General features: G+C 67.5%; 22 protein-coding genes. 9 read left to right on the plus strand and 13 right to left on the minus strand.

The window, feature by feature from the left end; all coding sequences use genetic code 11:
* Window positions 1–114 precede the first annotated feature (114 nt).
* Complete coding sequence (locus IRG63_RS11895; protein ID WP_193510241.1) at window positions 115–2,379, minus strand: polyribonucleotide nucleotidyltransferase; 2,265 nt, start codon at window positions 2,377–2,379, stop codon at window positions 115–117.
* A gap of 394 nt (window positions 2,380–2,773) precedes the next feature.
* Here IRG63_RS11895 and IRG63_RS11900 point away from each other — a divergent pair, with 394 nt between their 5' ends.
* From IRG63_RS11900 to IRG63_RS11910, 3 genes are read left to right on the plus strand one after another with little or no spacing between them, the layout of a single operon-like run.
* Window positions 2,774–3,922: a Re/Si-specific NAD(P)(+) transhydrogenase subunit alpha gene (locus IRG63_RS11900; protein WP_193510242.1), complete on the plus strand. Its 1,149-nt coding sequence runs from the start codon at window positions 2,774–2,776 to the stop codon at window positions 3,920–3,922.
* Window positions 3,922–4,224: an NAD(P) transhydrogenase subunit alpha gene (locus IRG63_RS11905; protein ID WP_193510244.1), complete on the plus strand. Its 303-nt coding sequence runs from the start codon at window positions 3,922–3,924 to the stop codon at window positions 4,222–4,224. The genes IRG63_RS11900 and IRG63_RS11905 overlap by 1 nt, the downstream gene beginning before the upstream one ends.
* Complete coding sequence (locus IRG63_RS11910; RefSeq protein WP_168627685.1) at window positions 4,221–5,594, plus strand: NAD(P)(+) transhydrogenase (Re/Si-specific) subunit beta; 1,374 nt, start codon at window positions 4,221–4,223, stop codon at window positions 5,592–5,594. The genes IRG63_RS11905 and IRG63_RS11910 overlap by 4 nt, the downstream gene beginning before the upstream one ends.
* A gap of 94 nt (window positions 5,595–5,688) precedes the next feature.
* Here IRG63_RS11910 and IRG63_RS11915 read toward each other — a convergent pair whose 3' ends face one another.
* Together IRG63_RS11915 and IRG63_RS11920 are read right to left on the minus strand one after the other, a co-directional pair.
* Complete coding sequence (locus tag IRG63_RS11915) at window positions 5,689–6,312, minus strand: FMN reductase (protein ID WP_193510245.1); 624 nt, start codon at window positions 6,310–6,312, stop codon at window positions 5,689–5,691.
* A complete protein-coding gene (locus IRG63_RS11920) occupies window positions 6,312–7,451 on the minus strand; it encodes an LLM class flavin-dependent oxidoreductase (protein ID WP_227412060.1) in 1,140 nt (379 codons plus the stop codon). The genes IRG63_RS11915 and IRG63_RS11920 overlap by 1 nt, the downstream gene beginning before the upstream one ends.
* A gap of 193 nt (window positions 7,452–7,644) precedes the next feature.
* On the opposite strand from IRG63_RS11920, the gene IRG63_RS11925 reads away from it, so the two are divergent.
* Complete coding sequence (locus IRG63_RS11925) at window positions 7,645–8,766, plus strand: hypothetical protein (protein ID WP_193510246.1); 1,122 nt, start codon at window positions 7,645–7,647, stop codon at window positions 8,764–8,766.
* Here IRG63_RS11925 and IRG63_RS11930 read toward each other — a convergent pair.
* The 9 genes from IRG63_RS11930 to IRG63_RS11970 form a co-directional block, all read right to left on the minus strand.
* Window positions 8,745–9,806, minus strand: a complete 1,062-nt coding sequence (locus tag IRG63_RS11930) for an LLM class flavin-dependent oxidoreductase (RefSeq protein ID WP_193510247.1) — start codon at window positions 9,804–9,806, stop codon at window positions 8,745–8,747. The two genes, IRG63_RS11925 and IRG63_RS11930, sit on opposite strands and share 22 nt — an antisense overlap.
* Window positions 9,807–9,856: 50 nt before the next feature.
* Window positions 9,857–10,204: a hypothetical protein gene (locus IRG63_RS11935; protein WP_193510248.1), complete on the minus strand. Its 348-nt coding sequence runs from the start codon at window positions 10,202–10,204 to the stop codon at window positions 9,857–9,859.
* The gene (locus IRG63_RS11940; protein ID WP_193510250.1) at window positions 10,201–10,893 is read right to left on the minus strand and encodes a lysoplasmalogenase; all 693 of its coding nucleotides are present in this window, start codon (window positions 10,891–10,893) and stop codon (window positions 10,201–10,203) included. The genes IRG63_RS11935 and IRG63_RS11940 overlap by 4 nt, the downstream gene beginning before the upstream one ends.
* A 16-nt stretch (window positions 10,894–10,909) precedes the next feature.
* Window positions 10,910–11,734 (minus strand): DUF72 domain-containing protein, encoded by an 825-nt coding sequence (locus tag IRG63_RS11945; RefSeq protein ID WP_193510251.1) that lies wholly within the window; start codon window positions 11,732–11,734, stop codon window positions 10,910–10,912.
* A gap of 58 nt (window positions 11,735–11,792) precedes the next feature.
* Entirely contained in the window at window positions 11,793–12,167 is a 375-nt protein-coding gene (locus IRG63_RS11950) for a DUF1304 family protein (protein WP_168627692.1), read from the minus strand.
* Between the two features lie 87 nt (window positions 12,168–12,254).
* The gene (gene rpsO, locus IRG63_RS11955) at window positions 12,255–12,524 is read right to left on the minus strand and encodes a 30S ribosomal protein S15 (RefSeq protein WP_168627693.1); all 270 of its coding nucleotides are present in this window, start codon (window positions 12,522–12,524) and stop codon (window positions 12,255–12,257) included.
* A 58-nt stretch (window positions 12,525–12,582) separates the two neighbouring features.
* Window positions 12,583–13,668: an FUSC family protein gene (locus IRG63_RS11960; RefSeq protein ID WP_168627694.1), complete on the minus strand. Its 1,086-nt coding sequence runs from the start codon at window positions 13,666–13,668 to the stop codon at window positions 12,583–12,585.
* 82 nt (window positions 13,669–13,750) lie between these two features.
* Window positions 13,751–14,311 carry a hypothetical protein gene (locus tag IRG63_RS11965; RefSeq protein WP_168627695.1) on the minus strand — a complete coding sequence of 187 codons (561 nt, stop codon included), beginning with the start codon at window positions 14,309–14,311 and terminating at the stop codon, window positions 13,751–13,753.
* Window positions 14,312–14,350: 39 nt separating this feature from the next.
* Window positions 14,351–15,181, minus strand: a complete 831-nt coding sequence (locus IRG63_RS11970) for an aldo/keto reductase (RefSeq protein ID WP_168627696.1) — start codon at window positions 15,179–15,181, stop codon at window positions 14,351–14,353.
* Between the two features lie 64 nt (window positions 15,182–15,245).
* Between IRG63_RS11970 and IRG63_RS11975 the strand changes: the two genes are divergently transcribed.
* From IRG63_RS11975 to IRG63_RS11995, 5 genes are all read left to right on the plus strand, one after another.
* Window positions 15,246–16,427, plus strand: a complete 1,182-nt coding sequence (locus IRG63_RS11975; protein ID WP_193510252.1) for a MarP family serine protease — start codon at window positions 15,246–15,248, stop codon at window positions 16,425–16,427.
* 75 nt (window positions 16,428–16,502) lie between these two features.
* Entirely contained in the window at window positions 16,503–17,483 is a 981-nt protein-coding gene (locus IRG63_RS11980) for a hypothetical protein (RefSeq protein ID WP_193510253.1), read from the plus strand.
* The gene (locus IRG63_RS11985; RefSeq protein WP_370566250.1) at window positions 17,437–17,640 is read left to right on the plus strand and encodes a DUF167 domain-containing protein; all 204 of its coding nucleotides are present in this window, start codon (window positions 17,437–17,439) and stop codon (window positions 17,638–17,640) included. The genes IRG63_RS11980 and IRG63_RS11985 overlap by 47 nt, the downstream gene beginning before the upstream one ends.
* On the plus strand, window positions 17,637–18,419 hold the full coding sequence (locus IRG63_RS11990) for an SDR family oxidoreductase (protein WP_193510255.1): 783 nt from the start codon (window positions 17,637–17,639) through the stop codon (window positions 18,417–18,419). The genes IRG63_RS11985 and IRG63_RS11990 overlap by 4 nt, the downstream gene beginning before the upstream one ends.
* Before the next feature lie 118 nt (window positions 18,420–18,537).
* The gene (locus tag IRG63_RS11995; RefSeq protein ID WP_168627701.1) at window positions 18,538–18,870 is read left to right on the plus strand and encodes a hypothetical protein; all 333 of its coding nucleotides are present in this window, start codon (window positions 18,538–18,540) and stop codon (window positions 18,868–18,870) included.
* 19 nt (window positions 18,871–18,889) lie between these two features.
* On the opposite strand, the gene IRG63_RS12000 is transcribed toward IRG63_RS11995, so the two are convergent.
* Window positions 18,890–19,660: an NERD domain-containing protein gene (locus IRG63_RS12000; RefSeq protein WP_193510256.1), complete on the minus strand. Its 771-nt coding sequence runs from the start codon at window positions 19,658–19,660 to the stop codon at window positions 18,890–18,892.
* Window positions 19,661–19,999 lie beyond the last annotated feature (339 nt).

A 19,999-nucleotide genomic window follows, 5' to 3' on the forward strand; every position in this document is an offset into this window, starting at 1 on the left:
ACTTCGGCCCCTGAATCCGGTGCTGTGAGGGGCCAAAGTGGGCAACTCGATGCTGAGACGAAGAACCCGCCCCCACCGAAGCGGGAGCGGGTTCTTTGCGTCTGGTGCGAGGGGTCAGGCCTCGGTGGTCTCCACCGACTCGACGGAGGCGTCGGACGAGCCGTCCGACTCCTCGAGGACCGGGGCCAGCGAGAGCTTGCCGCGGTCGTCGATCTTGGTGATCTCCACCTGGATCTTCTGGCCGACGCCGAGGACGTCCTCGACGTTCTCGACGCGCTTTCCGCCGGCGAGCTTGCGCACCTCGGAGATGTGCAGCAGGCCGTCCTTGCCCGGCGTGAGCGAGACGAACGCGCCGAACGTCGCGATCTTGACGACGGTTCCGAGGAACCGCTCGCCGACCTCGGGGTTCAGCGGGTTCGCGATCGCGTTGACCGCCAGGCGGGCAGCCTCGGCCGACGGGCCGTCGACGGCGCCGATGTACACGGTGCCGTCGTCCTCGATCGAGATGTCTGCGCCGGTGTCGTCCTGGATCTGGTTGATCGTCTTGCCCTTGGGGCCGATGAGCTCACCGATCTTGTCGATCGGGATCTGCACGCTGATGACGCGAGGCGCCGTCGGCGCCATCTCGTCCGGAGCGTCGATCGCCGCGTTGATGACGGCGAGGATCGCGTTGCGCGCTTCCTTCGCCTGCTTCAGCGCACCGTCGAGCACCGACGACGGAAGCCCGGAGAGCTTGGTGTCGAGCTGGATGGCGGTGACGAACTCGCTCGTTCCGGCGACCTTGAAGTCCATGTCGCCGAGGGCGTCCTCAGCACCAAGGATGTCGGTGAGTGCCGCGTAGCGCGTCTCGCCGTCCACCTCGTCGCTGACCAGGCCCATCGCGATGCCGGCGACCGGCGCGCGCAGCGGCACACCAGCGTTCAGCAGCGAGAGGGTCGACGCGCAGACGGAGCCCATCGAGGTCGAGCCGTTGGAGCTGAGCGCCTCCGACACCTGGCGGATCGCGTACGGGAACTCCTCGCGGCTCGGCAGCACCGGCACGAGTGCGCGCTCGGCGAGGAAGCCGTGGCCGATCTCGCGACGCTTCGGGCTGCCGACGCGGCCGGTCTCACCGGTCGAGTAGGGCGGGAAGTTGTAGTGGTGCAGGTAGCGCTTCTTCGTGACCGGGGCCAGCGAGTCGATCTGCTGCTCCATCTTCAGCATGTTCAGCGTCGTGACGCCCAGGATCTGGGTCTCACCGCGCTGGAAGATCGCGCTTCCGTGCACGCGCGGGATGACCTGCACCTCGGCGTCCAGCGGGCGGATGTCCGCCAGGCCACGACCGTCGATGCGGACACCGTCGGTGAGGATGCGGCCGCGGACGACCTTCTTGGTGACCGACTTGTACGCGGCGCTGAACTGCCCGAGCACGGAATCCGGCAGCTCACCGGACTCGACCTTCTCGGCGACGGCGACCTTGACGCGCTCCTTCAGTGCGTCATCCGCGTTCTGGCGCTCCATCTTGTCGGCGATCTGGTAGATGCCCGCGAGCTCGGCCTCTGCCAACTGCGCGACGGCGTCGTAGGTGCCCTGGTCGTAGGGCAGGAAGACCGGGTAGTCCTGCACCTCCTTGGCGCTCTGCGCTGCGAGCTGCTCCTGCGCCTTGACCAGCTGGGCGAGGAACGGCTTGGCCGCCTCGAGTCCCTGCGCGACGATCGTCTCGTCCGGTTTGATGGCACCGCCCTGGATCAGGTTCCAGGATGCCTCGGTGGCCTCAGCCTCGACCATCATGATCGCGACATCCTCGTTGCCGTTCGCGTCGGTGACGATGCGGCCGGCCACGGTCAGGTCGAACACGGCCTGCTCGAGCTGCGAGTGCTTCGGGAATGCGACCCACTGTCCGTCAATGAGCGCGAGGCGCACACCGGCGATCGGTCCGCTGAACGGCAGACCGGAGATCTGGGTGGACGCGGATGCGGCGTTGATCGCGAGCGCGTCGTAGAACTCGTCGGGTGCGATCGAGAGCACCGTGATGACGATCTGGACCTCGTTGCGCAGACCCTCGACGAACGACGGGCGCAGCGGCCGGTCGATCAGGCGGCAGACCAGGATGGCCTCGGTCGACGGACGACCCTCCCGGCGGAAGAAGCTTCCGGGAATCTTTCCCGCGGCGTACGAACGCTCTTCGACGTCGACGGTCAGCGGGAAGAAGTCGAAGTTCTCCTTCGGCTGCTTGCTCGCGCTCGTCGCGCTGAGCAGCATGGTGTCTTCGTCGAGGTAGGCGGCAACGGCACCCTGTGCCTGCTGCGCCAGTCGTCCGGTCTCGAACCGGACGGTGCGCGTGCCGAACTTGCCGTTATCGAGAACGGCCTCGGCGAACTTGATTTCTGGACCCTCCAAGGGATCTTTCTCCTTATGTAATGGCTCACGCGCATGGGGATGCGCGCGGCGTACGCCGGAGCAGGAGCGGGCAGGAAGGGACACGACACGTCTTGTGCCGGGCGTCTGTTCTGGCCAACAGTAGAAACACACCGTTCGAGACGGGATGCCACCACCGGTGACCAGCTTCGAGCCGGCCTGCTCCGTTGTAGTTGCTCGGTTGCGGTTGGGCAACCGCGTCAAGGCTACCAGCCGACGCGGACGGAGCCTAGTTGGACTCGCCTTCTACTCCGCCGGGCCTCGGCAAAAGTCTCGAACTCTAAAGAAACACGCTTATTTCGCGCCGCGCTGGGCTTAATCGGCGCTGAACACCGGATCCCCCGTCCATACTCTGAGGCGTTCAGAGAGGAGCGCAATGAGAGTCGCTATCGAGCGGGAACGCCGCGTCGGGGAACGGCGGGTCGCCGCCACACCCGAGACGGTGAAGCAACTGACCGGGCTAGGCATGACCGTGGTCGTCGAGGCTGGCGCCGGTGAGGAGTCCGGATACTCGGATGACGCGTACCGGGCCGCCGGGGCATCCGTCGAGCCGCGCATCGACCTGGGAACCGTCGACGTGTACGCCCACGTGAGGCCGCTCGAACCGGAGCGGGTAGCTGCGCTGCGGCGCGGCGCCATCACGGTCGGGCTGGCCTCCCCCGCCTCGGAACTCGACACTGTGCGCGCCCTGGCCGACGCCGGGGTCACCTCGTTCGCGCTCGAATTGGTGCCGCGCATCTCGCGCGCCCAGTCGATGGATGCGCTCAGCTCGCAGGCGCTGGTCGCCGGGTACCGGGCTGTGCTCGAGGCCGCCACCCGCTACCCGCGGTTCTTCCCGCTCTACATGACCGCCGCCGCCACCATCCCGCCGGCAAAGGTGCTCGTGCTCGGCGCCGGCGTCGCCGGACTGCAGGCCATCGGCACTGCCAAGCGTCTCGGCGCGCGAGTGTCAGCGAACGACATCCGCCCCGCATCCGCCGACGAGGTAGCCTCGATGGGCGGCACCTTCATCAACCTCGAACTCGAGGCGGAAGGCGCGGGCGGCTACGCGCGCGAGCTGAGCACGGACAGCGCGGAACGCCAGCGCCAGTTGCTCAGCCCGCACGTCGCCGAGGCCGACATCCTGATCACCACCGCAGCCATCCCCGGCCGGGCTGCTCCGCTGCTCGTCACAACCGAGATGGTCAAGGGCATGAAGCCGGGATCGGTGGTGGTGGACCTCGCCGCAGAGAGCGGCGGCAACGTCGAGGGCGTCGTCTCGGGCCAGGACACTCCTGTGGAGGTCGAGGGCGGGCACGTCACGCTCGTCGGTCTCGCCGACGCGCCGTCCACCATCCCTGCTGACGCGTCACGCCTGTACGCGAAGAACGTCGCCAACCTGCTCGCGCTGATGGCCGTTGAGGGACGCGTCGAGCCGGACTTCGAGGACGAGGTCGTCGCCGGCGCGTGCCTCACCCATGACGGCGTTGTGCGGCATCCGCAGACCGCCTCTGCGCTTGGACTGACCACGGAAGGAACCAACTGATGGATGCCGTGACCCTGCTCACGATCACCGTGTTGGCGGTGTTCGTCGGCTTCGAGGTGGTCTCGAAGGTGACGAGCAAGCTGCACACCCCGCTCATGTCGGGCGCGAACGCGATCCACGGCATCATCCTCGTCGGCGCCATCATCGTCGCCGGGCAGACCCAGGATGCCGCGCTGCTGGTCGTCGCGCTCATCGCGGTCGTGCTCGCGACCGCGAACCTCGTCGGCGGCTTCGTGGTCACCGACCGGATGCTGGAGATGTTCGGCGGTCGCAAGAGCACCAAGGGAGGGGAAGCCAAGTGAACCTGCTATCCCCCGAAATCACTGCGATCCTCTACCTGATCGCGGCCGTCTGCTTCATCCTCGCCCTCAAGGGACTGAGCTCGCCGAAGTCGGCACGACGCGGCAACCTGATCGGTGCGGCCGGTGCGATCGTCGCGGTCGTCACGGTGTTCCTCTCCATGCAGCTCGACAACCTGCTGCTGATCGTCGCCGCGATCCTTGTCGGCTCGGCCATCGCGGTGCCGATCGCGCGGCGCGTGCAGATGACGCAGATGCCGCAGCTCGTCGCCGGCTTCAACGGTGTCGGCGGTGGCGCAGCGGCGCTCGTCGGCATCCTCGAGCTCGGACACGCGGACGACACCTGGGTGCGGGTCGCGATCGTGTTCACCATGCTGGTGGGCGCCGTGTCGTTCGCTGGCTCGGCGATCACCGTCGGCAAGCTGCAGGAACTGATCAGCACCAGGCCGATCGTGTTCCCCGGCCTGCCCCTCCTGATGGGTCTGGTGCTGCTCGCGGCGATCGCCGCGTGCGTCATGGTCGTGGTGACCGGCGACCTGGGCTGGGCGCTCGGGCTGCTCGGCGTGGGCCTGCTCGCGGGCTTCCTGCTCGTGCTGCCGGTCGGCGGCGCTGACGTCCCGATCGTCATCTCGCTGCTGAACGCGTTCACCGGTCTTGCGGTCGCGGCATCCGGCATCGTGCTCGGCAACGTGCTGCTGCTTGTCGCCGGGACGCTCGTCGGCGCATCCGGAACGATCCTGACCCTGGCGATGGCCTCTGCGATGGGCCGCAGCGTCGCCGGCATCATGTTCGGAGCGTTCCGCGGCACGTCGACCGCCGGGTCGACGACGCAGAGCGACCGGCCGGTGCGGTCGGGCAGCCCGGAGGATGTCGCGGTCGAGCTCGGCTACGCGCAGCGGGTCGTGATCGTGCCCGGCTACGGCCTGGCGGTCGCGCAGGGCCAACACACGATCGCGGAGCTCGCGACGGCGCTCGAGGAGCGCGGTGTCAAGGTCTCGTTCGGCATCCACCCGGTCGCCGGACGCATGCCAGGGCACATGAACGTGCTGCTGGCCGAGGCGAACGTGCCGTACGAGTCGCTGCGCGAACTGGACGAGGTCAACCCGGAGTTCAGCCACACCGACGTGGTGCTGGTCGTCGGCGCGAACGACGTCGTCAACCCGGCGGCGAAGACCGCGCCGGGTTCGCCGATCTACGGCATGCCGATTCTCGAGGTGAACCAGGCGAACCAGGTCATCTTCCTGAAGCGGTCGATGCGGCCCGGCTTCGCCGGCATCGAGAACGAGCTGCTGTTCGACCCGAAGACGACCCTGCTCTTCGGCGACGCGAAGGACTCGCTCTCCAAGGTGCTCGGGGCGGTCAAGGCCCTCTGACCACGTTGAGTCGGGAGTAGTTGCCCAATTGAGCATGCTCATAAGGGCAACTACTCCCGACTCGATGATGGTTCGGATCGGAAGGGCGGGCGGGTCAGCTGGGCTGGAAGCCGCCGACCGGGCTGAGCGAGGTGTCCAGCGCGAACGGGTCGCGCACGGTGTGGGAGCGCTCGGATGCCTTCATCAGCTCGGCGAGTTCGCCTGCGCCGCGGTCGATCCGCTCGGGCAGCGAGCGCACCTTGTCGCCGCTGTCGCCCCAGTCGCCGGTCGCGGCGAACACGCCGGTCGGAACGACCACCGCGTGCAGGTAGTTGAACACCGGCCGCATTGCGTAGTCGAGCGCGAGCGAGTGCCGGGGCGTGCCTGCCGTCGCACCGATCAGCACCGGCAGGTCGGTGAGCGCCTTGTTGTCGACGACATCGAAGAACGACTTGAACAGGCCGCTGTAGCTCGTCGTGAAGATCGGACTCACCGCGATGAGCCCGTCCGAGGTCTCGACGGATGCGATGACCTCCTCGAGCTTCGGGCTCGGGAAGCCGGTCAGCATGTTGTTGACGATGTCGTGCGCGAAGTCCTTCAAGTCCACGGTGACGACGTCGACCGTGTATTCGTCCTCGAGGCGGGCGAGAGTCGCCGCCGCGAGCTTGTCGGCGAGCATCCGGGTGGACGACGGCTGGCTCAGTCCAGCCGAGATGACGGTTAGCTTGCGGGTTTCCATCAGGCATCCACCGCTTCCGTCTCGACGCGCGCCGCGCGGGACTCCGCCACGCGGGCCGCGTGGGTTGGCGCATCCGGAACCTCCGCTGGGCGGTTGTTCGCGAACTCGCGGCGCAGCGCGGGGACGACCTCGCCGCCGAGCAGGTCCAGCTGCTCCAGCACCGTCTTCAGCGGCAGGCCGGCGTGGTCCATGAGGAACAGCTGGCGCTGGTAGTCGCCGACGTAGTCGCGGAAGCCCAGCGTGCGGTCGATGACCTCCTGCGGGCTGCCGACAGTCAGCGGCGTCTGCGCGGTGAACTCCTCCATGCTCGGCCCGTGGCCGTACACCGGCGCGTTGTTGAAGTACGGCCGGAACTCGTTCACGGCGTCCTGCGAGTTCTTGCGCATGAACACCTGGCCACCGAGGCCGACGATCGCCTGCGCGGCGGTGCCGTGGCCGTAGTGCTCGAAGCGCGACCGGTAGAACTCGACCATCCGCTGCGTGTGCGATGCCGGCCAGAAGATGTGGTTGGCGAAGAAGCCGTCACCGTAGAAGGCGGCCTGCTCCGCGATCTCGGGGCTGCGGATGCTGCCGTGCCAGACGAACGGCGCGACACCGTCGAGCGGCCGCGGCGTCGAGGTGAAGCCCTGCAGCGGCGTGCGGAATTTGCCTTCCCAGTCGACGACGTCCTCGCTCCACAAGCGGCGCAGCAGCGCGTACTTCTCGAGCGCGAGCGGGATGCCCTGACGGATGTCCTCACCGAACCACGGGTACACCGGTCCGGTGTTGCCGCGACCGAGGGTGATGTCCATGCGTCCGCCGGAGACGTGCTGCAGCATCGCGTAGTCCTCGGCCAGGCGCACCGGGTCGTTCGTGGTGATCAGCGTGGTCGCGGTGGAGAGGATCAGCCGCTCGGTCTTGGCCGCCAGGTAGCTGTTGATCGAGATCGGGCTGGACGGGAAGAACGGCGGGTTGTGGTGCTCGCCCATGGCGAAGACATCGAGGCCGACCTCCTCCGCGTGCTGCGCGATGGTGAGGATGTTCTGGATGCGTTCTGCGTCGGTCGGTGTGTACCCGGTCGTCGGGTCGGTCGTGATGTCGCCGACACTGAAGATGCCGAACTGCATCGGAGAGCGAGACGCTCCGGTCTGGGTTTCCATGGCTAGCCTTTCAATGCGTTTGCATGTACATCCTACTGAACATCACTGGCGACGTGAGAATTCCCGCCCGACCAACTGACTTATTCGAAGCGCTTGTTCAGCGTGCTATGAGTCGTTGCACCCCCGGCGTGAAGATGCTCAGAGTCTCGTGAGTGATCCCCTTCCCCACCGAGAAGCGACCTAGCGTGATGGCATGCTCGCTTCAGCACCTGAGATAACAGAACTCAAGAAACTGGCGCTTCACCGAGACCCCGCAAGTGTGAGCATCTACCTCCCCTCTTCACCGATTCCGAACGAAGTCCCGGGCGTTCGGATCGCGCTGAAGTCCGCGGTTGCGGATGCCGTTGCTCGCCTTGAATCGGATGGCATCGACGCATCCTCCCGGCAGTCGATCCTCGATGCGATCGGCGACCTCGACCAGGACGAGGACTTCTGGGACCACCAGTCGAACAGCCTCGTCGTGTTGGTCGCGCCCCGCATGCTGAACGCCTACCGCCTCGCTAGCGACGTCCGCGAGTCGGTGGTCACGAGCGACCGATTTGAGATCGGTCCGCTGCTGCGCTCGATCAGCTATCCGCAGTGCGGGTACGCGCTCGCCATCAACGCTCGCGGCGCGCGACTGTTCCACCTCTCCCCCAACCGCCGCCCGCGGGAACTGACCCTGAACGGGCTGCCCGACGATCTCCACTCGGTGCTCGAGTTCACGGTCAACGAGGGCGACGCCGACCGCGCGGGTGCCGTCGGCGGTTCCGGCCAGCGGATCGAGCACCAGAAGTATTGCCGCCTGATCCAGGACGCCGTGATCGAGCGGATCGACGGCTCCGACCTGCCGCTGATCCTGGTCGCGACCGACGACTTCGAACCGGCGTACAGGGTCGTGAACAGCTACCCCAAGCTGCTCGAGACCGGCATTCGGCTCAATCCGGAATCCGTCGACCCCGCCGCGCTGGACGCTCGCGCCCGCGAACTGCTGGAGCAGCACTACCGCGAGGAGCTCGAGGCGTGGCGCGAGGATTTCGGCACCAAGCAAGCGCATGGCCTGGGCACATCGCACCTCGAGGAGGTCGCCAAGGCGGCGACGTTCGGCGCCGTCGACCAGCTGGTGTTCGATCAGTTCGCGCGGGTCGAGGGCTACATCGACGATGACGGCATCATCCACGACGACGGGTCGCCGTCGCGCTCGTACAACATCCTGGACGCCATCGCGGTACGCGTGCTCGAGAAGGGCGGCATCGTGCGGGCGGTCAACCCGGGTGACGCGGGCAACCTCGGGCCGGTCTCGGCGATGTTGCGCTATTCGCTGGCGAACGTCTGAAGCGCGTCGGCGAGCAGTTCGAGCGTGCGCTCGCGCGCTGGCGAGGTACGCGGATCGGTGCCACGCCGCGCCGAGGCGACCGGCGCGATCATCACCTCATCCACCGCGAAGCGTTCGGCTAGCTTCCGGATGCCATCGGCGGCCTGACCGGGAGTGCCGATCACCCACCGCTCGGCCATGCCGTCCATGATCGATTGCTGCGGCGAGGCAACCTCCTCGGCGAGGGCATCCTCGACCAGTGATTGCGCGGTCAGCGGCAGTCCGCTGCGCAACCGCGCCATGTGCAGCAGCTGTGGGACGGCCAGCTCCCTGGCCTCCTGCGCCGTCTCGGCGACGACCGCGTTTACGGTCAGGAACGTGCGCGGCGCATCCGTGACCCCCGGAGTGAACGAACCCCGGTAGAGGTCGAGCGCGCGCTGGGTGCCCTCCCCGGAGAAGTGGTGGGCAAAGACGTACGGCAGGCCGAGCGTCGCGGCGAGCGTCGCCGAGTAGTCGCTCGAGCCGAGCAGCCACAGATCGGGCACGCTCGCTGCGCTCGGCGTCGCCCGCACCTCGTACTCGCGGCCACCGCCGATCCGCAGCGTCGCGCCATCCGGGTTCAGCAGCGCGAGGATGTCCTGAACGTTCTCGGGGAAGCGGTCTACCTCGCTCGTCGTGCCGGTGGAGCGCAGCAGCGCGGTGATCACCGGGTCGCTGCCTGGGGCACGGCCGATGCCGAGATCGATCCGGCCAGGGAACGCCGCCTCGATCGCGGCGAACTGCTCGGCGATCACCAACGGCGCGTGGTTCGGGAGCATCACTCCACCTGATCCGACCCGGATGCGCTCGGTGACGGCCGCCAGCATTGCGATCAGCACAGGCGGGTTGGTTGCTGCGACCGCCTGCATGTTGTGATGCTCTGCCACCCAGTAGCGGTGGTAGCCGAGGGTGTCGGCACGCTTGGCGAGGGACACGGATGCTGCGATGGCGTCACTTGTCGTCTGGTCGCTGCGGACGGGGACGAGGTCGAGCACGGACACGCGAGGGGCGGAGGAAGTCATCACCTCAGTCAAACATGCGGCGCCGGCTGCCGTCGCCCGTGTGTCGCCCGCTACGAGTTGAGTGTTGCCAGCAGCAACGGCAGCAGGCTCACTGCGATTCCGAGGACGGCCCAGGTGAGAGTCGCGATACCGAGGCCACGCGGACCCCGCGCGATCGCGACACCGCCAAGGATTGCGGCGACCGCGAACAGTGCCGCAAGGTAGGGCCCGCCGAGCACCAGCACAGCAGCGATGGCGAGGATCGCGAAGCCGGTGTCGTTCATGGTCAACAGCCACAACACGGTGCCGAGCAGGATCGGCAGAGTGGCGACGATGTCGAGCACCAGCGCTGCGACGGCGAAGCCTTTCCCCCGCGGGCCGTTGGCGTGCGGGGCGAGCGAAGCGCTGGTGTGGGTCATTGCAGTCTCTTCTCTTGGTTGGCTGCGGCACGCACCGCGGCGTAGGCGATCAGTCCCTGACCGACGATGTAGGTGAGCATGATGATGAAGTCGACCTGCCACAGTTCGAAGCCGGGCAGGAACCGGTTCACCCCGAGCAGGGTGTCGGAGACGAGGAACAGCGCCGTGCCGGCGATAAGGGGGACACTTCCGGTGGTGCCGAACGCGGCGACCGCTGACAGCACCAGTCCGTAGACCGCGACCGGGATGAGCAGGCTGCCCAGATGTGGAGCCAGCAGCACCACCAGGGACACCCACCACGCGGCATAGATCAGCGCGAACGGGCCGAGCCGGCGCATCCGGAGCTTCCGGATGATCAGCAGCAGGTAGGCGACGTGCGCGAGCAGGAAGAATCCGAGGCCGGTCAGGAAGCCGAGGTCGCCCGAGTAGAGGAGCGACACGTCGCCGAGCCAGGAGAACGCGATCGCGAGGCTGCCGAGCAGTGCGACTTCGCTGCGTCGACGCGGAAGCGCGAATAGGAAGCCGACCAGCAGCAGCGGCATGAGAAGCGGCTTGGTGAACTGGTCCAGCGCGACGTTGTCGACCAGCTTCGCGACGAGGTGCACCGCTCCGACGACGACGTACGGCAGGAAGGCGGCGAACGGCCTCACTGCGACGCCCCTCTGCACGGAATCCGTAGTGATGCTCACGCTTCGGATGCTACCGCTATGACGGCCCGTCGAGGCGGCGTTGGAGCGCCATGGCGTCGAATGGGGCACGCACCTTGACGTCGTTGTCGAAGTAGATGTAGCTGTCGTATCCGGAGACGCGCCAGCCACGCACCGTGTCGGCCCAGCGATCGAGCGCCTCATCGTCGTAGCCGCTCGTGTAAAGCTCCTTGTCGCCGTGCAGCCGCGCATAGGCGAAGTCGGCGGTGACCTCGGTGAGCCGCGGCCACTTCCCCGCGGTGTCGGCAACGACGGATGCGACGTTGTGCTTCTCGAGGATGCGGAAGTAGGCGGGATTCTCGAAGGTCGCGCTGCGCACTTCAAGCGCGTGCCGGAGCGGACTGTCGGCATCCGGTTGAAACCACACCTTGCCCGTCATCCGCTCCTCGTGCCCGGCCGCAATGGTCGCCGCTTCGGCGGTCGTGCGCGGCAAGCTGGCCAGGAACGCCTCGAGCAGGTCGGGGTCGAAGTGGAGCGTTGCCGGCAACTGCCAGAGGATGGGACCGAGCTTGGCGCCGAAGGCGAGCATCCCGGATGCGAAGAAGTTGGCCAGGCCGCCTTGCGTGTCCTTCAGCCGCAGCAGGTGGGTGATGTAGCGACCACCTTTGACCGAGAACACGAAGTCATCCGGTGTCGTATCGCGCCAGCGCTGGTACGACTGGGGGCGCTGCAGCGAGTAGAACGAGCCGTTGAGTTCAATGGAGTTCACGTGCTGGGACGCGTACTCGAGTTCGAGCCGCTGCGGGAGCCCCTTGGGGTAGAACACACCCCGCCACGGCGGGTAGCGCCAGCCGGAGATCCCGATGCGCACGTCGCCGCCCATGTGCCGGAGGGTAGCTGACGCGCCCGAGAGGTCCTTCGGTGGTCGAGCCTGTCGGTGGTCACACCAGCCAGGCGACCAGCACGATCAGGCCGAGCCCGCCCTGCACCGCCGCACCACGCCACAGCCGGCGTTCCGACAGCAGCAGCACGAGGCCGAGCAGGATCATCGCCGCTGCGACGAACACCACCATCGTCTTCCCGACCACTACTTGTCCGACGGCCGCGAGAATGGCGCCGACGATGATCCCGAGACCCCAGACGATGTTGTAGAAGCCGACGTTGATGGTCCAGATGCGAACAGCCGGCGCGTGCTCCTCCCGGATGCGAAACAGCGGGTAGAAGCGCTTCGAGCGGGAGAAGAACGCCTCAATAGCACCGAAGCCGATCAGCAGCACACCGAGAACGATCGCGAGCACCAGCGCCAATGCCGTCATGGGGGCAAGGCTAGTGCGCGCGGTGCCCGAGACAAGCGAAACGGGCCGCCATCCAAGAGGATGACGGCCCGCAGCCAAGCAAGAAATCTATCGGCGGAGTCCGAGACGCTCGATCAGTGAGCGGTAGCGCTCGATGTCGATGTCCTGCAGGTAGCCCAGCAGGCGGCGACGCTGACCGACGAGCAGCAGCAGGCCACGACGTGAGTGGTGGTCGTGCTTGTGCTCCTTGAGGTGCTCGGTCAGGTCCTTGATGCGACGCGACAGCATCGCGACCTGAACCTCGGGGGATCCCGTGTCACCTGGGTGGGTTGCGTACTCTTCGATGATCTGCTTCTTGACCTCTGCATCAAGTGCCATATGTGATCCCCTTTTCTCTCGTTGCGCGGTGCCCGACACCCGACTGTGTGAGCTCTCTTTATCCGCGGCCGTTCGACGGCAACCTTGAGATTCTAGCAGAGCGGATGCGGCGGAAGGTCCACGCCAACAGCAGAACGCCCAGCGCGATCGCCACCCCGATCACGGTGTCGATGGCCCGTTCTCGGACCACCGCGCCGACATCCGTTCCCGCGCCGAAGGTGCTGATGAGCAACGCGAGCGGCGTGATGAAGACCAGCGCGAGGCCGTAGTTGCGCGTAACCAGAAGCTCCACGGTGAACTGCAACATGCCGAGTGTTGCCGCAAGCCACAGCCCTTGCGGGTGCAGCATGGCGACAAGCGCAAACGCGCCGACGCCCAGGAAGGTGCCGAGGGCACGGTGGATGCCCCGAATCGCCGTGACGCGGATGTGCGCGAAGTTCTGCAGGATCGCCACGACAGCTACGAAGACCCAGTAGGCGCGGTCGATACCGAGAGGTGCGCTGACGAGTGCGGCGATGCCGGATGCCGCGATGATGCGCCCGACGATCGGCCCGGACTCGTGATCGAACGCGAAGCGAGGATGGGATCGCGCTTCCTCACTGTTGTAGCGCTCCAGCTCGCGCTCGCGGTACTTGGTCACCAGCAGCGGCGCGAGCACGACCAGGTAAGCGAAGACGCTGCCGACGGAGACCATCGAGATGATCGCGAACGGATCGCGTTCGACTCCGCCGAGTTCCGCCGGCGCTGCGAGGTAGCCGGAGACGCCCGCGATCAGCACGAAGAACACCGGTCCGGGTGGCCCGATCCGGGCGCCGAGGCACAGCACGGATGCGACGGAGGCGACGACGAACAGGGTCACCAGCCCGAGCGCGAGACTGTGCGATGTGGCAACACCGAGTGCCGATGAAGCGATCATCCCGAGGATGATGATCGGCAGCACCTGGGCGCGGCGCACCCTGCTCATCGCCGCCGAGTACAGCGACACGAAGGCGCCCATCGACGCCATGAGGCCGAGTTCCTCGTACCCGGCGAGCTGGAACACGGCCAGCGGCACGGAGACCGAGATGGCGGCTTGCAGTCCGATGGGCCACCGCACCGGGCTTTGACGGAACGCGAAGAGACTCCGGATGTCTTCGCGAATCAACTGCCTGCCCCTACGTTTCCTAGAACCTCAAGTTTCTCAGACGCCCTGACCGCCCGTCCTCTGACGTTGCGGTCTCGCGCGGTCAGGCGGCCGTTGAGTGCGTACGGGCCGCGCGCTGCACCCGGTCGAAGACGCCCGCGCGAATGGCGTGGAACACGTCAATTGCGGCGAGCTGCAGCCGCCCCTTGCGGTAGGCGGCCTCCGTCGCTGCCCGGCGGGCGGCATCGTCGATCACGACCGAAGCATCCGCCGGGTCGGCGACGATGCGAGCGCCGAGCGCACGAGACCAGGCCTCGATCACATCGCGCAGCACCGAGTGTGCGACCGTGACATGCACCCGATCACCGGCGCTGATGACGCGTCCGCGCAGTAGCAGCGCATGCGCAACCAAGCCAGGAGCGAGAATCTCAGCGACCTGCGCGTCGGTCACGTCCTTGGGCACGCCGATCAGGTTCTCTGCGCTGACAATCGGCGAGTCGGAGAACTGCCGCTTCGGGGTCGGCAACGCGACGCGATCGCCGCGCTCGAATCCGGATGCCTCAGCTCCGACAGCATCCACCGTCGCCGCGATCATCGAACCGACCGCGTTGATGCGCAGCCGCACCTTGCCGTCCGGCGTGGTTCTGGTCGCTGTGGTGCTCATGTATTAGAAAACCGCAGATCACGGCCCAGTATTCCCCGCTCAGAACTCCTCGTTGGTGTCGGGGTCCCCGCCCCACAGCCGGCCCTCCTCGAGGGAACTGATCGACTCCACCTGCTCGTCGGTGAGCTCGAACCCGAAGATGTCGATGTTCTCGCGCTGCCGCTCGGCGGTGCTCGCCTTCGGAATCGGGATCGTGCCCAGCTGCACGTGCCAGCGCAGGATCGCCTGCGCTGGCGTGACGCCGTGCGCATCCGCGACCTCCCGGATCTTCTCATTCGTGAACGGCGACTTCTTGCGCGCTAGCGGCGTCCAGCTCTCGGTCTGGATGCCGTGCTCGGCGTGGAAGCGGCGCAGCTCGCCTTGGGGGAAGTACGGGTGCAGTTCGACCTGGTTCACCGCGGGGACGACATCCGTCTCGGCAATGACTCTTTCGAGGTGCGCTGGCGTGAAGTTGCTGACCCCGATCGAGCGGATGACGCCCTCCTCGCGCAGCCGGATCATCGCCCGCCAGGAGTCGACGTACTTGTCGACGCGCGGCAGCGGCCAGTGGATCAGGAACAAGTCGACGTAGTCGAGACCGAGGTGCTCCAGCGACTCGCGGAACCCCTCGAACGTCTCGTTCAGCCCGTGGAAACGGCCGGGCAGCTTGGTGGTGACGAACAGCTCCTCACGCGGGACGCTCGAGCGCCGGATCGCCTCTCCGACCTCCTTCTCGTTGCCGTAGTTGAGCGCGGTGTCGATCAAGCGGTACCCGTTCTCGATCGCGGAGCCGGTCGCGGTGATCGCCTCCTCGCCGCGCAGCCTGTACGTGCCGAATCCGATCGCGGGCAGCGTATTGCCGTCGTTCAGCGTTCTCAGGGGAATCGTCATGCGTCCAGTGTGGCAACAGGAGCGGCGGGGTATTGTCAGCGTGCATTCATGAGGAGGAGGCCGGATGCTGCTCGCGGGGTTCTTGGACGTGGCCCTGTTCCTGCTGTTCATCGGCTACCTGGCATACGGCTACGGGGCCGGTTTCCTGCGCAGCGCCGGTCCGATGCTCGGCGCGCTGCTCGGAGCGCTCGCGAGCTTCTTCGTCACGCCGCTGATCAACGCGACCGTCCTGGAGCCGATGCTGCGCCTCGTCGTGCTGATCGTCGCGAGCATCCTGCTCATCGCCATCGGGCAGGCGATCGGCGCCTGGCTCACCGGAGTGAACACCCGGCGCCGCGAACGCCGGAGTCCCGGAACCGTTGACCGGGCATTCGGCGCCATCACCAACGTCGTGGTCGCTGCGCTCATCGCCTGGATCCTCGGATTCAGCGTCGGCTCGATCGGAGTCCCCGCCCTCACCCAGGCGATCGCGTCATCCGGCGTGCTGAAGACGATCGACACGCTCACTCCCGAGCCCGTCAAGCGCGGACTCTCGCAGTTGCGTGCCATCGCCGTCAATCAAGGCGTGCCGCGGGTCATCGACGCGCTCGGCAGCCCGTCGCAGCAGCCGCCCGAGATCAGCCTCGATTCGCCGGAGCTGCAGGATGCCGCCGATTCGGTCGTGCGCATCACCGGCACCGCGTGGGAGTGCGGCCAGGGCCAGTCCGGCAGCGGATTCGTGGTCTCGGATGATCGCGTCGTCACCAACGCGCACGTCGTCGCCGGCGTCTCCGAGCCGGTCATCGAGGCGACCGGCGAGCCGGCCCGCTCCGGCCGGGTCGTGTACTTCGACCCGGACAGCGATCTCGCGGTCATCGCGGTTCCCGGGCTGGATGCCGACCCCATCCCGCTCAGCGACGACCTCGACGAGGGCGACGGTGCCGTCTTCCAGGGCTACCCGCTCGGCGGCCCGTTCACTTCGGAGCCGGCACTCGTCCAGGACATCGCGAACGTCCGCACCCCGGACATCTACGGCCGGGCACCGAACAGCCTCGAGGTGTTCGTGCTCACCGGCAACGTGCAGTCGGGCAACTCGGGCGGGCCCCTCCTCACCCTCGATGGGGACGTCGCCGGTGTGATCTTCGCGCGTTCCGAGAACCTGCAGAACGTCGGCTACGCGCTCACCATGGACCAACTCGGCCCGGTTGCCTCCCAGGCTCCTGCCCTCGACCGTGCGGTGCCGACTGGCGCGTGCGTGCCCGGCTGAACTTCTCGCGGCTCGGGGTGCGATCAGGGCAAACCCCGATGGCGGCGGCTTCCGGGTGCCTGCGACGCTGAGGTCATGGCAACAGCACTGGCCCCGTCGGCACCCACGTTCCTCTCGCGCAACCGCTTCACCCGTGGCCAAAAGTTCCTGCTCGTCTCTGGCATCCTGCTGCTCGCGTCCGCGGCCGTGCACGGTGTCGTCTTCCTGCTCTCCGGCACCGGGTGGGATGGACCGCTGTCCTGGCGCAAGCCCATACTGTTCGGCTTCTCGTTCGGGATCACCCTGGCCACCATCGCGCTGTTTGCATCCTTCCTCCGGCTCAAGCCCCTGCTCGACTGGCTCCTGCTCGGCGGGCTGGGGTTGCTCGGCATGTCAGAGACGGCGCTCATCACCATGCAGACCTGGCGCGGTGTGCCCTCGCACTTCAACTTCTCCACCGCGTTCGACTCTGGCGTCTTCGTGGTCATGGGCGTGGAGGTGGCCGGCATCGCGCTTGCCCTGCTCATGATCACCGCCCTGTTCTTCACCCGCGCTGCGGACGGGCCGCCTGCGATGCTGCTCGCCATCCGGGTGAGCATGCTGCTCCTGCTCGTCGGCCAGGTGCTGGGCGGGCTGATCGTCGCGGTCGGCGTCCCTGCCGCGGCGTCCGGCGACGACGCGGTCTTCGGGCCGCAGGGCGTCGTCTTCGGGGATGGCGGGATCCTGAAGTCGCCGCACGGCATCGCCATGCACGCCATCCAGGTGCTTCCGCTGCTCGCGTGGCTGGGCGCATTCACCGGCTGGGCGCTTCGACGGCAGTTCCGGATGTCGCTGGCCGCGGCGATCGGCTACACGCTCGTGCTCGGGGTCAGCGTCGTGCAGGCTCTCGCCGGGCAGCCGCCTCTCGCTCTGAACCTTGCGTCGCTCGCTGCGGCCGCGCTCGGCGTCCTGCTCGTCGGCGCGCCGTACGCACTCGCCATCCGGTCACTAGCCTTGAGGCGTGGACCCTGGACCCAGCGTGACGGTGCGAGTGAAGCCGGGCAGCCGCAAGGGGCCGCTGGTCGAGACCAGCGATGACGGCCTGATCGTCTACGTGCGGGAGCGGGCTGTGGACGGTGCCGCGAACGCCGGGGTGATCGCCGCGCTCGCCGACCACTTTTCAGTGGCCAAGTCGCGGGTCGAGATCGTCCGCGGTCACACGTCGCGCATCAAGCACGTGCGGGTGGAGAAGTGAGCAGGGTGGCGCTCGTCACCGGCGCGACCGCGGGGCTCGGCGCCGAGTTCGCGCGCCAGCTCGCCGCGCGCGGCCACGATCTCATCCTCGTCGCCCGTAACCGCGCGCGCCTCGAGGCTGCGGCGAAGATGCTGGAGCAGGCCTACGGGTGTCGGGTCGATATTCTGCCCGCCGACCTGACCGATCGCGATGACCTGGCAACGGTGGAGCGGCGACTGGCCGAAACCGTCCGCCCGGTGGATGTGCTTGTCAACAATGCCGGTTTCGGTCTCGCGACGCCGTTCGAGTCCAGCAACGTCGATGACGAACAACGCATGATCGACCTGCTGCTGAGCACACCCATCCGGCTCACCCACGCCGCCCTGCGGCAGCAACTCCCCCGCCGCAGCGGCACGGTGATCAACGTCACCAGCATCGCGGGCCTCACCCTGCGCGGCGTGTACGGTGCGGCAAAGGCCGGGCTGATCTCGTTCAGTCGCTGGGCCCACGTGCAGTATCGGGGCCGCGGCGTGAGAGTCACGACCGTCATCCCCGGGTTTGTCCGCACCGAGTTCCACGACCGGATGAGCGTCACACCGGACGCGGTGCCGCGTTTCATGTGGCTGAGCGCCGAACGAGTGGTGCGGGAAGCGCTGCGCGGAGCCGGCCGCGGGCGGGCCGTGGTCACGCCGTCCAAGCGGTACAAGGTCATCGCCGGCGTCATCCGGATCCTTCCTCCGGGAGTCACCGCACGGGGCGAGCTGACCCACCCGGAAGAAGCTGGCAAAAACAACCACTAGCCCACCCCCCATTCGCGGGGTATCATCACCAACAAGATGCGCGGGGAACTCAGGGAATTCCGACCGCATCCCACATGGCGCACCGCCACAGGGGGCGGTGCGGGATGGGGAGGTGAAGATGACCACGCTCACCAAGCACTCGCTCGTTCCGTACGAGCACCCCAATTGGGTTGCAGTGCTGCCAAGCCGCTGGGTCGCAGAGTATGACGGCGAAGCGGCGGGCACGATCGACGTCACCACGACGGGGCGGTATCGGGCCACCGACCGTCGCGGGCACGTCGTCGGAACCTACCGCAGCCTCGAGCGGGCGCGCGAGAAGCTCATCGAGAGCAATATGGCGACACCGCTCGAGCGCCTGGACCGCTCGAAAACGCTCATGGTGCTCGGACTGTTGTTCGGCATCGCGGCGTCAACCCTCGCCGCCTTCGGGCTCATGTCGCTGATCGGCTGACGGCAGCCGGACACGAAAGTCAGCGCAACGCGTCGGTGAGCGCGGCAGCGATGGCTGCCGCCCAGAGCACCGTTGCGAGCCCGACGATCCAGATGACTCTGGCGCGTCTGGCCCTGTTCACCTCGGTGCGCAGCGCGTGGAATCGCTCCAGGATCCGCTCGGTGTCGCCTTTCGGCCAGGCGTCCATAGACCAGGTGAGCGCATCCGATGCCGCATCGCGAATGCGCTCCTGAAGCTCGGGCGGCATGGTGGGCTCCAACCCGAGCAGCCAGGTCCGCAATTCGCGCGAACTGACGACGACCACGCCGCGTCGCGGCTTGCTCACGATCAGACTGGCTGCGTTCACCACGACGACAACCGGCTTTACGCGCACTCGATCGCCGGTGGCATCCGACAACGCCGTCTCGGCGAGCGCTGCGGCCAGCTCGGACTCGCGCAGTTGCGGCACCTCGAGCCCGTCGACGACGAACACGCCGTTGCCCGCCCACACCTGCAGGCCCTGTGCGTTGCGGATGGTCAGCGCGATCACGCCGGCCGGTCCGATGATCAGCTGGTCGATGGGCGCTGTGCCGCCCGCAACCGGCACCCCGCACAGGGTCACCCAGTCCGGGCCGAGCTCTGCGAGCACGTCGTCCAGTGCGAGGAGCGCGAGGGCGCTGCGGTACGGAGCGCGCGTCTCCGCCCGCAGGGGGCTCACGCCGACGACGCGGGCGATCGGAGATCTTGCTCTGACGGCCGATTGCCGATCGAGGACCTCGGCGACCTCGGCCGCGACGGCGGTCGTCTGCATCCCGTGATCACCTCTCCCTCCGGTGCGCGATCCCGCGCGAATCGAAGCTAGTAGGTCGGGCTCGCTGGCGGTCAGTCCCCAAAAGTGAGGGTGCAACGACTTGTTGTTGGCGCGGGAAGGGGTTGCATTTCACCGCCGGGAGGCGCAGGCTGGAAGCAGATCAACTCATCGCCCGGAAGAGCCGCACCAAGTGCCGCACCGGGCGATGAGTCCGTTCGCGGCCAGGCCGCACGACTGGGGCCCCCGCTTCATCGAGTCGGGGGGGGGGGGGGGGGGGGGGGGGGGGGGGGGGGGGGGGCGGGCCGGGGGGGGGGGGGGGGGGGGGGGGGGGGGGGGGGG

It is taken from the genome of Cryobacterium sp. BB736 (assembly GCF_014980265.1).
Classification (GTDB): Bacteria; Actinomycetota; Actinomycetes; order Actinomycetales; family Microbacteriaceae; genus Terrimesophilobacter.

Bases quoted from the DNA above. Each gene is read 5' to 3' on its own strand.
- IRG63_RS11925 (WP_193510246.1), top strand. From the start codon at position 7,645: ATGCTCGCTTCAGCACCTGAGATAACAGAACTCAAGAAACTGGCGCTT.
- rpsO (WP_168627693.1), bottom strand. From the start codon at position 12,524: ATGGCACTTGATGCAGAGGTCAAGAAGCAGATCATCGAAGAGTACGCA.
- IRG63_RS11980 (WP_193510253.1), top strand. From the start codon at position 16,503: ATGGCAACAGCACTGGCCCCGTCGGCACCCACGTTCCTCTCGCGCAAC.
- IRG63_RS11900 (WP_193510242.1), top strand. From the start codon at position 2,774: ATGAGAGTCGCTATCGAGCGGGAACGCCGCGTCGGGGAACGGCGGGTC.
- IRG63_RS11920 (WP_227412060.1), bottom strand. From the start codon at position 7,451: ATGGAAACCCAGACCGGAGCGTCTCGCTCTCCGATGCAGTTCGGCATC.
- IRG63_RS11975 (WP_193510252.1), top strand. From the start codon at position 15,246: ATGCTGCTCGCGGGGTTCTTGGACGTGGCCCTGTTCCTGCTGTTCATC.
- IRG63_RS11930 (WP_193510247.1), bottom strand. From the start codon at position 9,806: ATGACTTCCTCCGCCCCTCGCGTGTCCGTGCTCGACCTCGTCCCCGTC.
- IRG63_RS11965 (WP_168627695.1), bottom strand. From the start codon at position 14,311: ATGAGCACCACAGCGACCAGAACCACGCCGGACGGCAAGGTGCGGCTG.
- IRG63_RS11915 (WP_193510245.1), bottom strand. From the start codon at position 6,312: ATGGAAACCCGCAAGCTAACCGTCATCTCGGCTGGACTGAGCCAGCCG.
- IRG63_RS12000 (WP_193510256.1), bottom strand. From the start codon at position 19,660: ATGCAGACGACCGCCGTCGCGGCCGAGGTCGCCGAGGTCCTCGATCGG.
- IRG63_RS11945 (WP_193510251.1), bottom strand. From the start codon at position 11,734: ATGGGCGGCGACGTGCGCATCGGGATCTCCGGCTGGCGCTACCCGCCG.
- IRG63_RS11905 (WP_193510244.1), top strand. From the start codon at position 3,922: ATGGATGCCGTGACCCTGCTCACGATCACCGTGTTGGCGGTGTTCGTC.
- IRG63_RS11935 (WP_193510248.1), bottom strand. From the start codon at position 10,204: ATGACCCACACCAGCGCTTCGCTCGCCCCGCACGCCAACGGCCCGCGG.
- IRG63_RS11970 (WP_168627696.1), bottom strand. From the start codon at position 15,181: ATGACGATTCCCCTGAGAACGCTGAACGACGGCAATACGCTGCCCGCG.
- IRG63_RS11950 (WP_168627692.1), bottom strand. From the start codon at position 12,167: ATGACGGCATTGGCGCTGGTGCTCGCGATCGTTCTCGGTGTGCTGCTG.
- IRG63_RS11995 (WP_168627701.1), top strand. From the start codon at position 18,538: ATGACCACGCTCACCAAGCACTCGCTCGTTCCGTACGAGCACCCCAAT.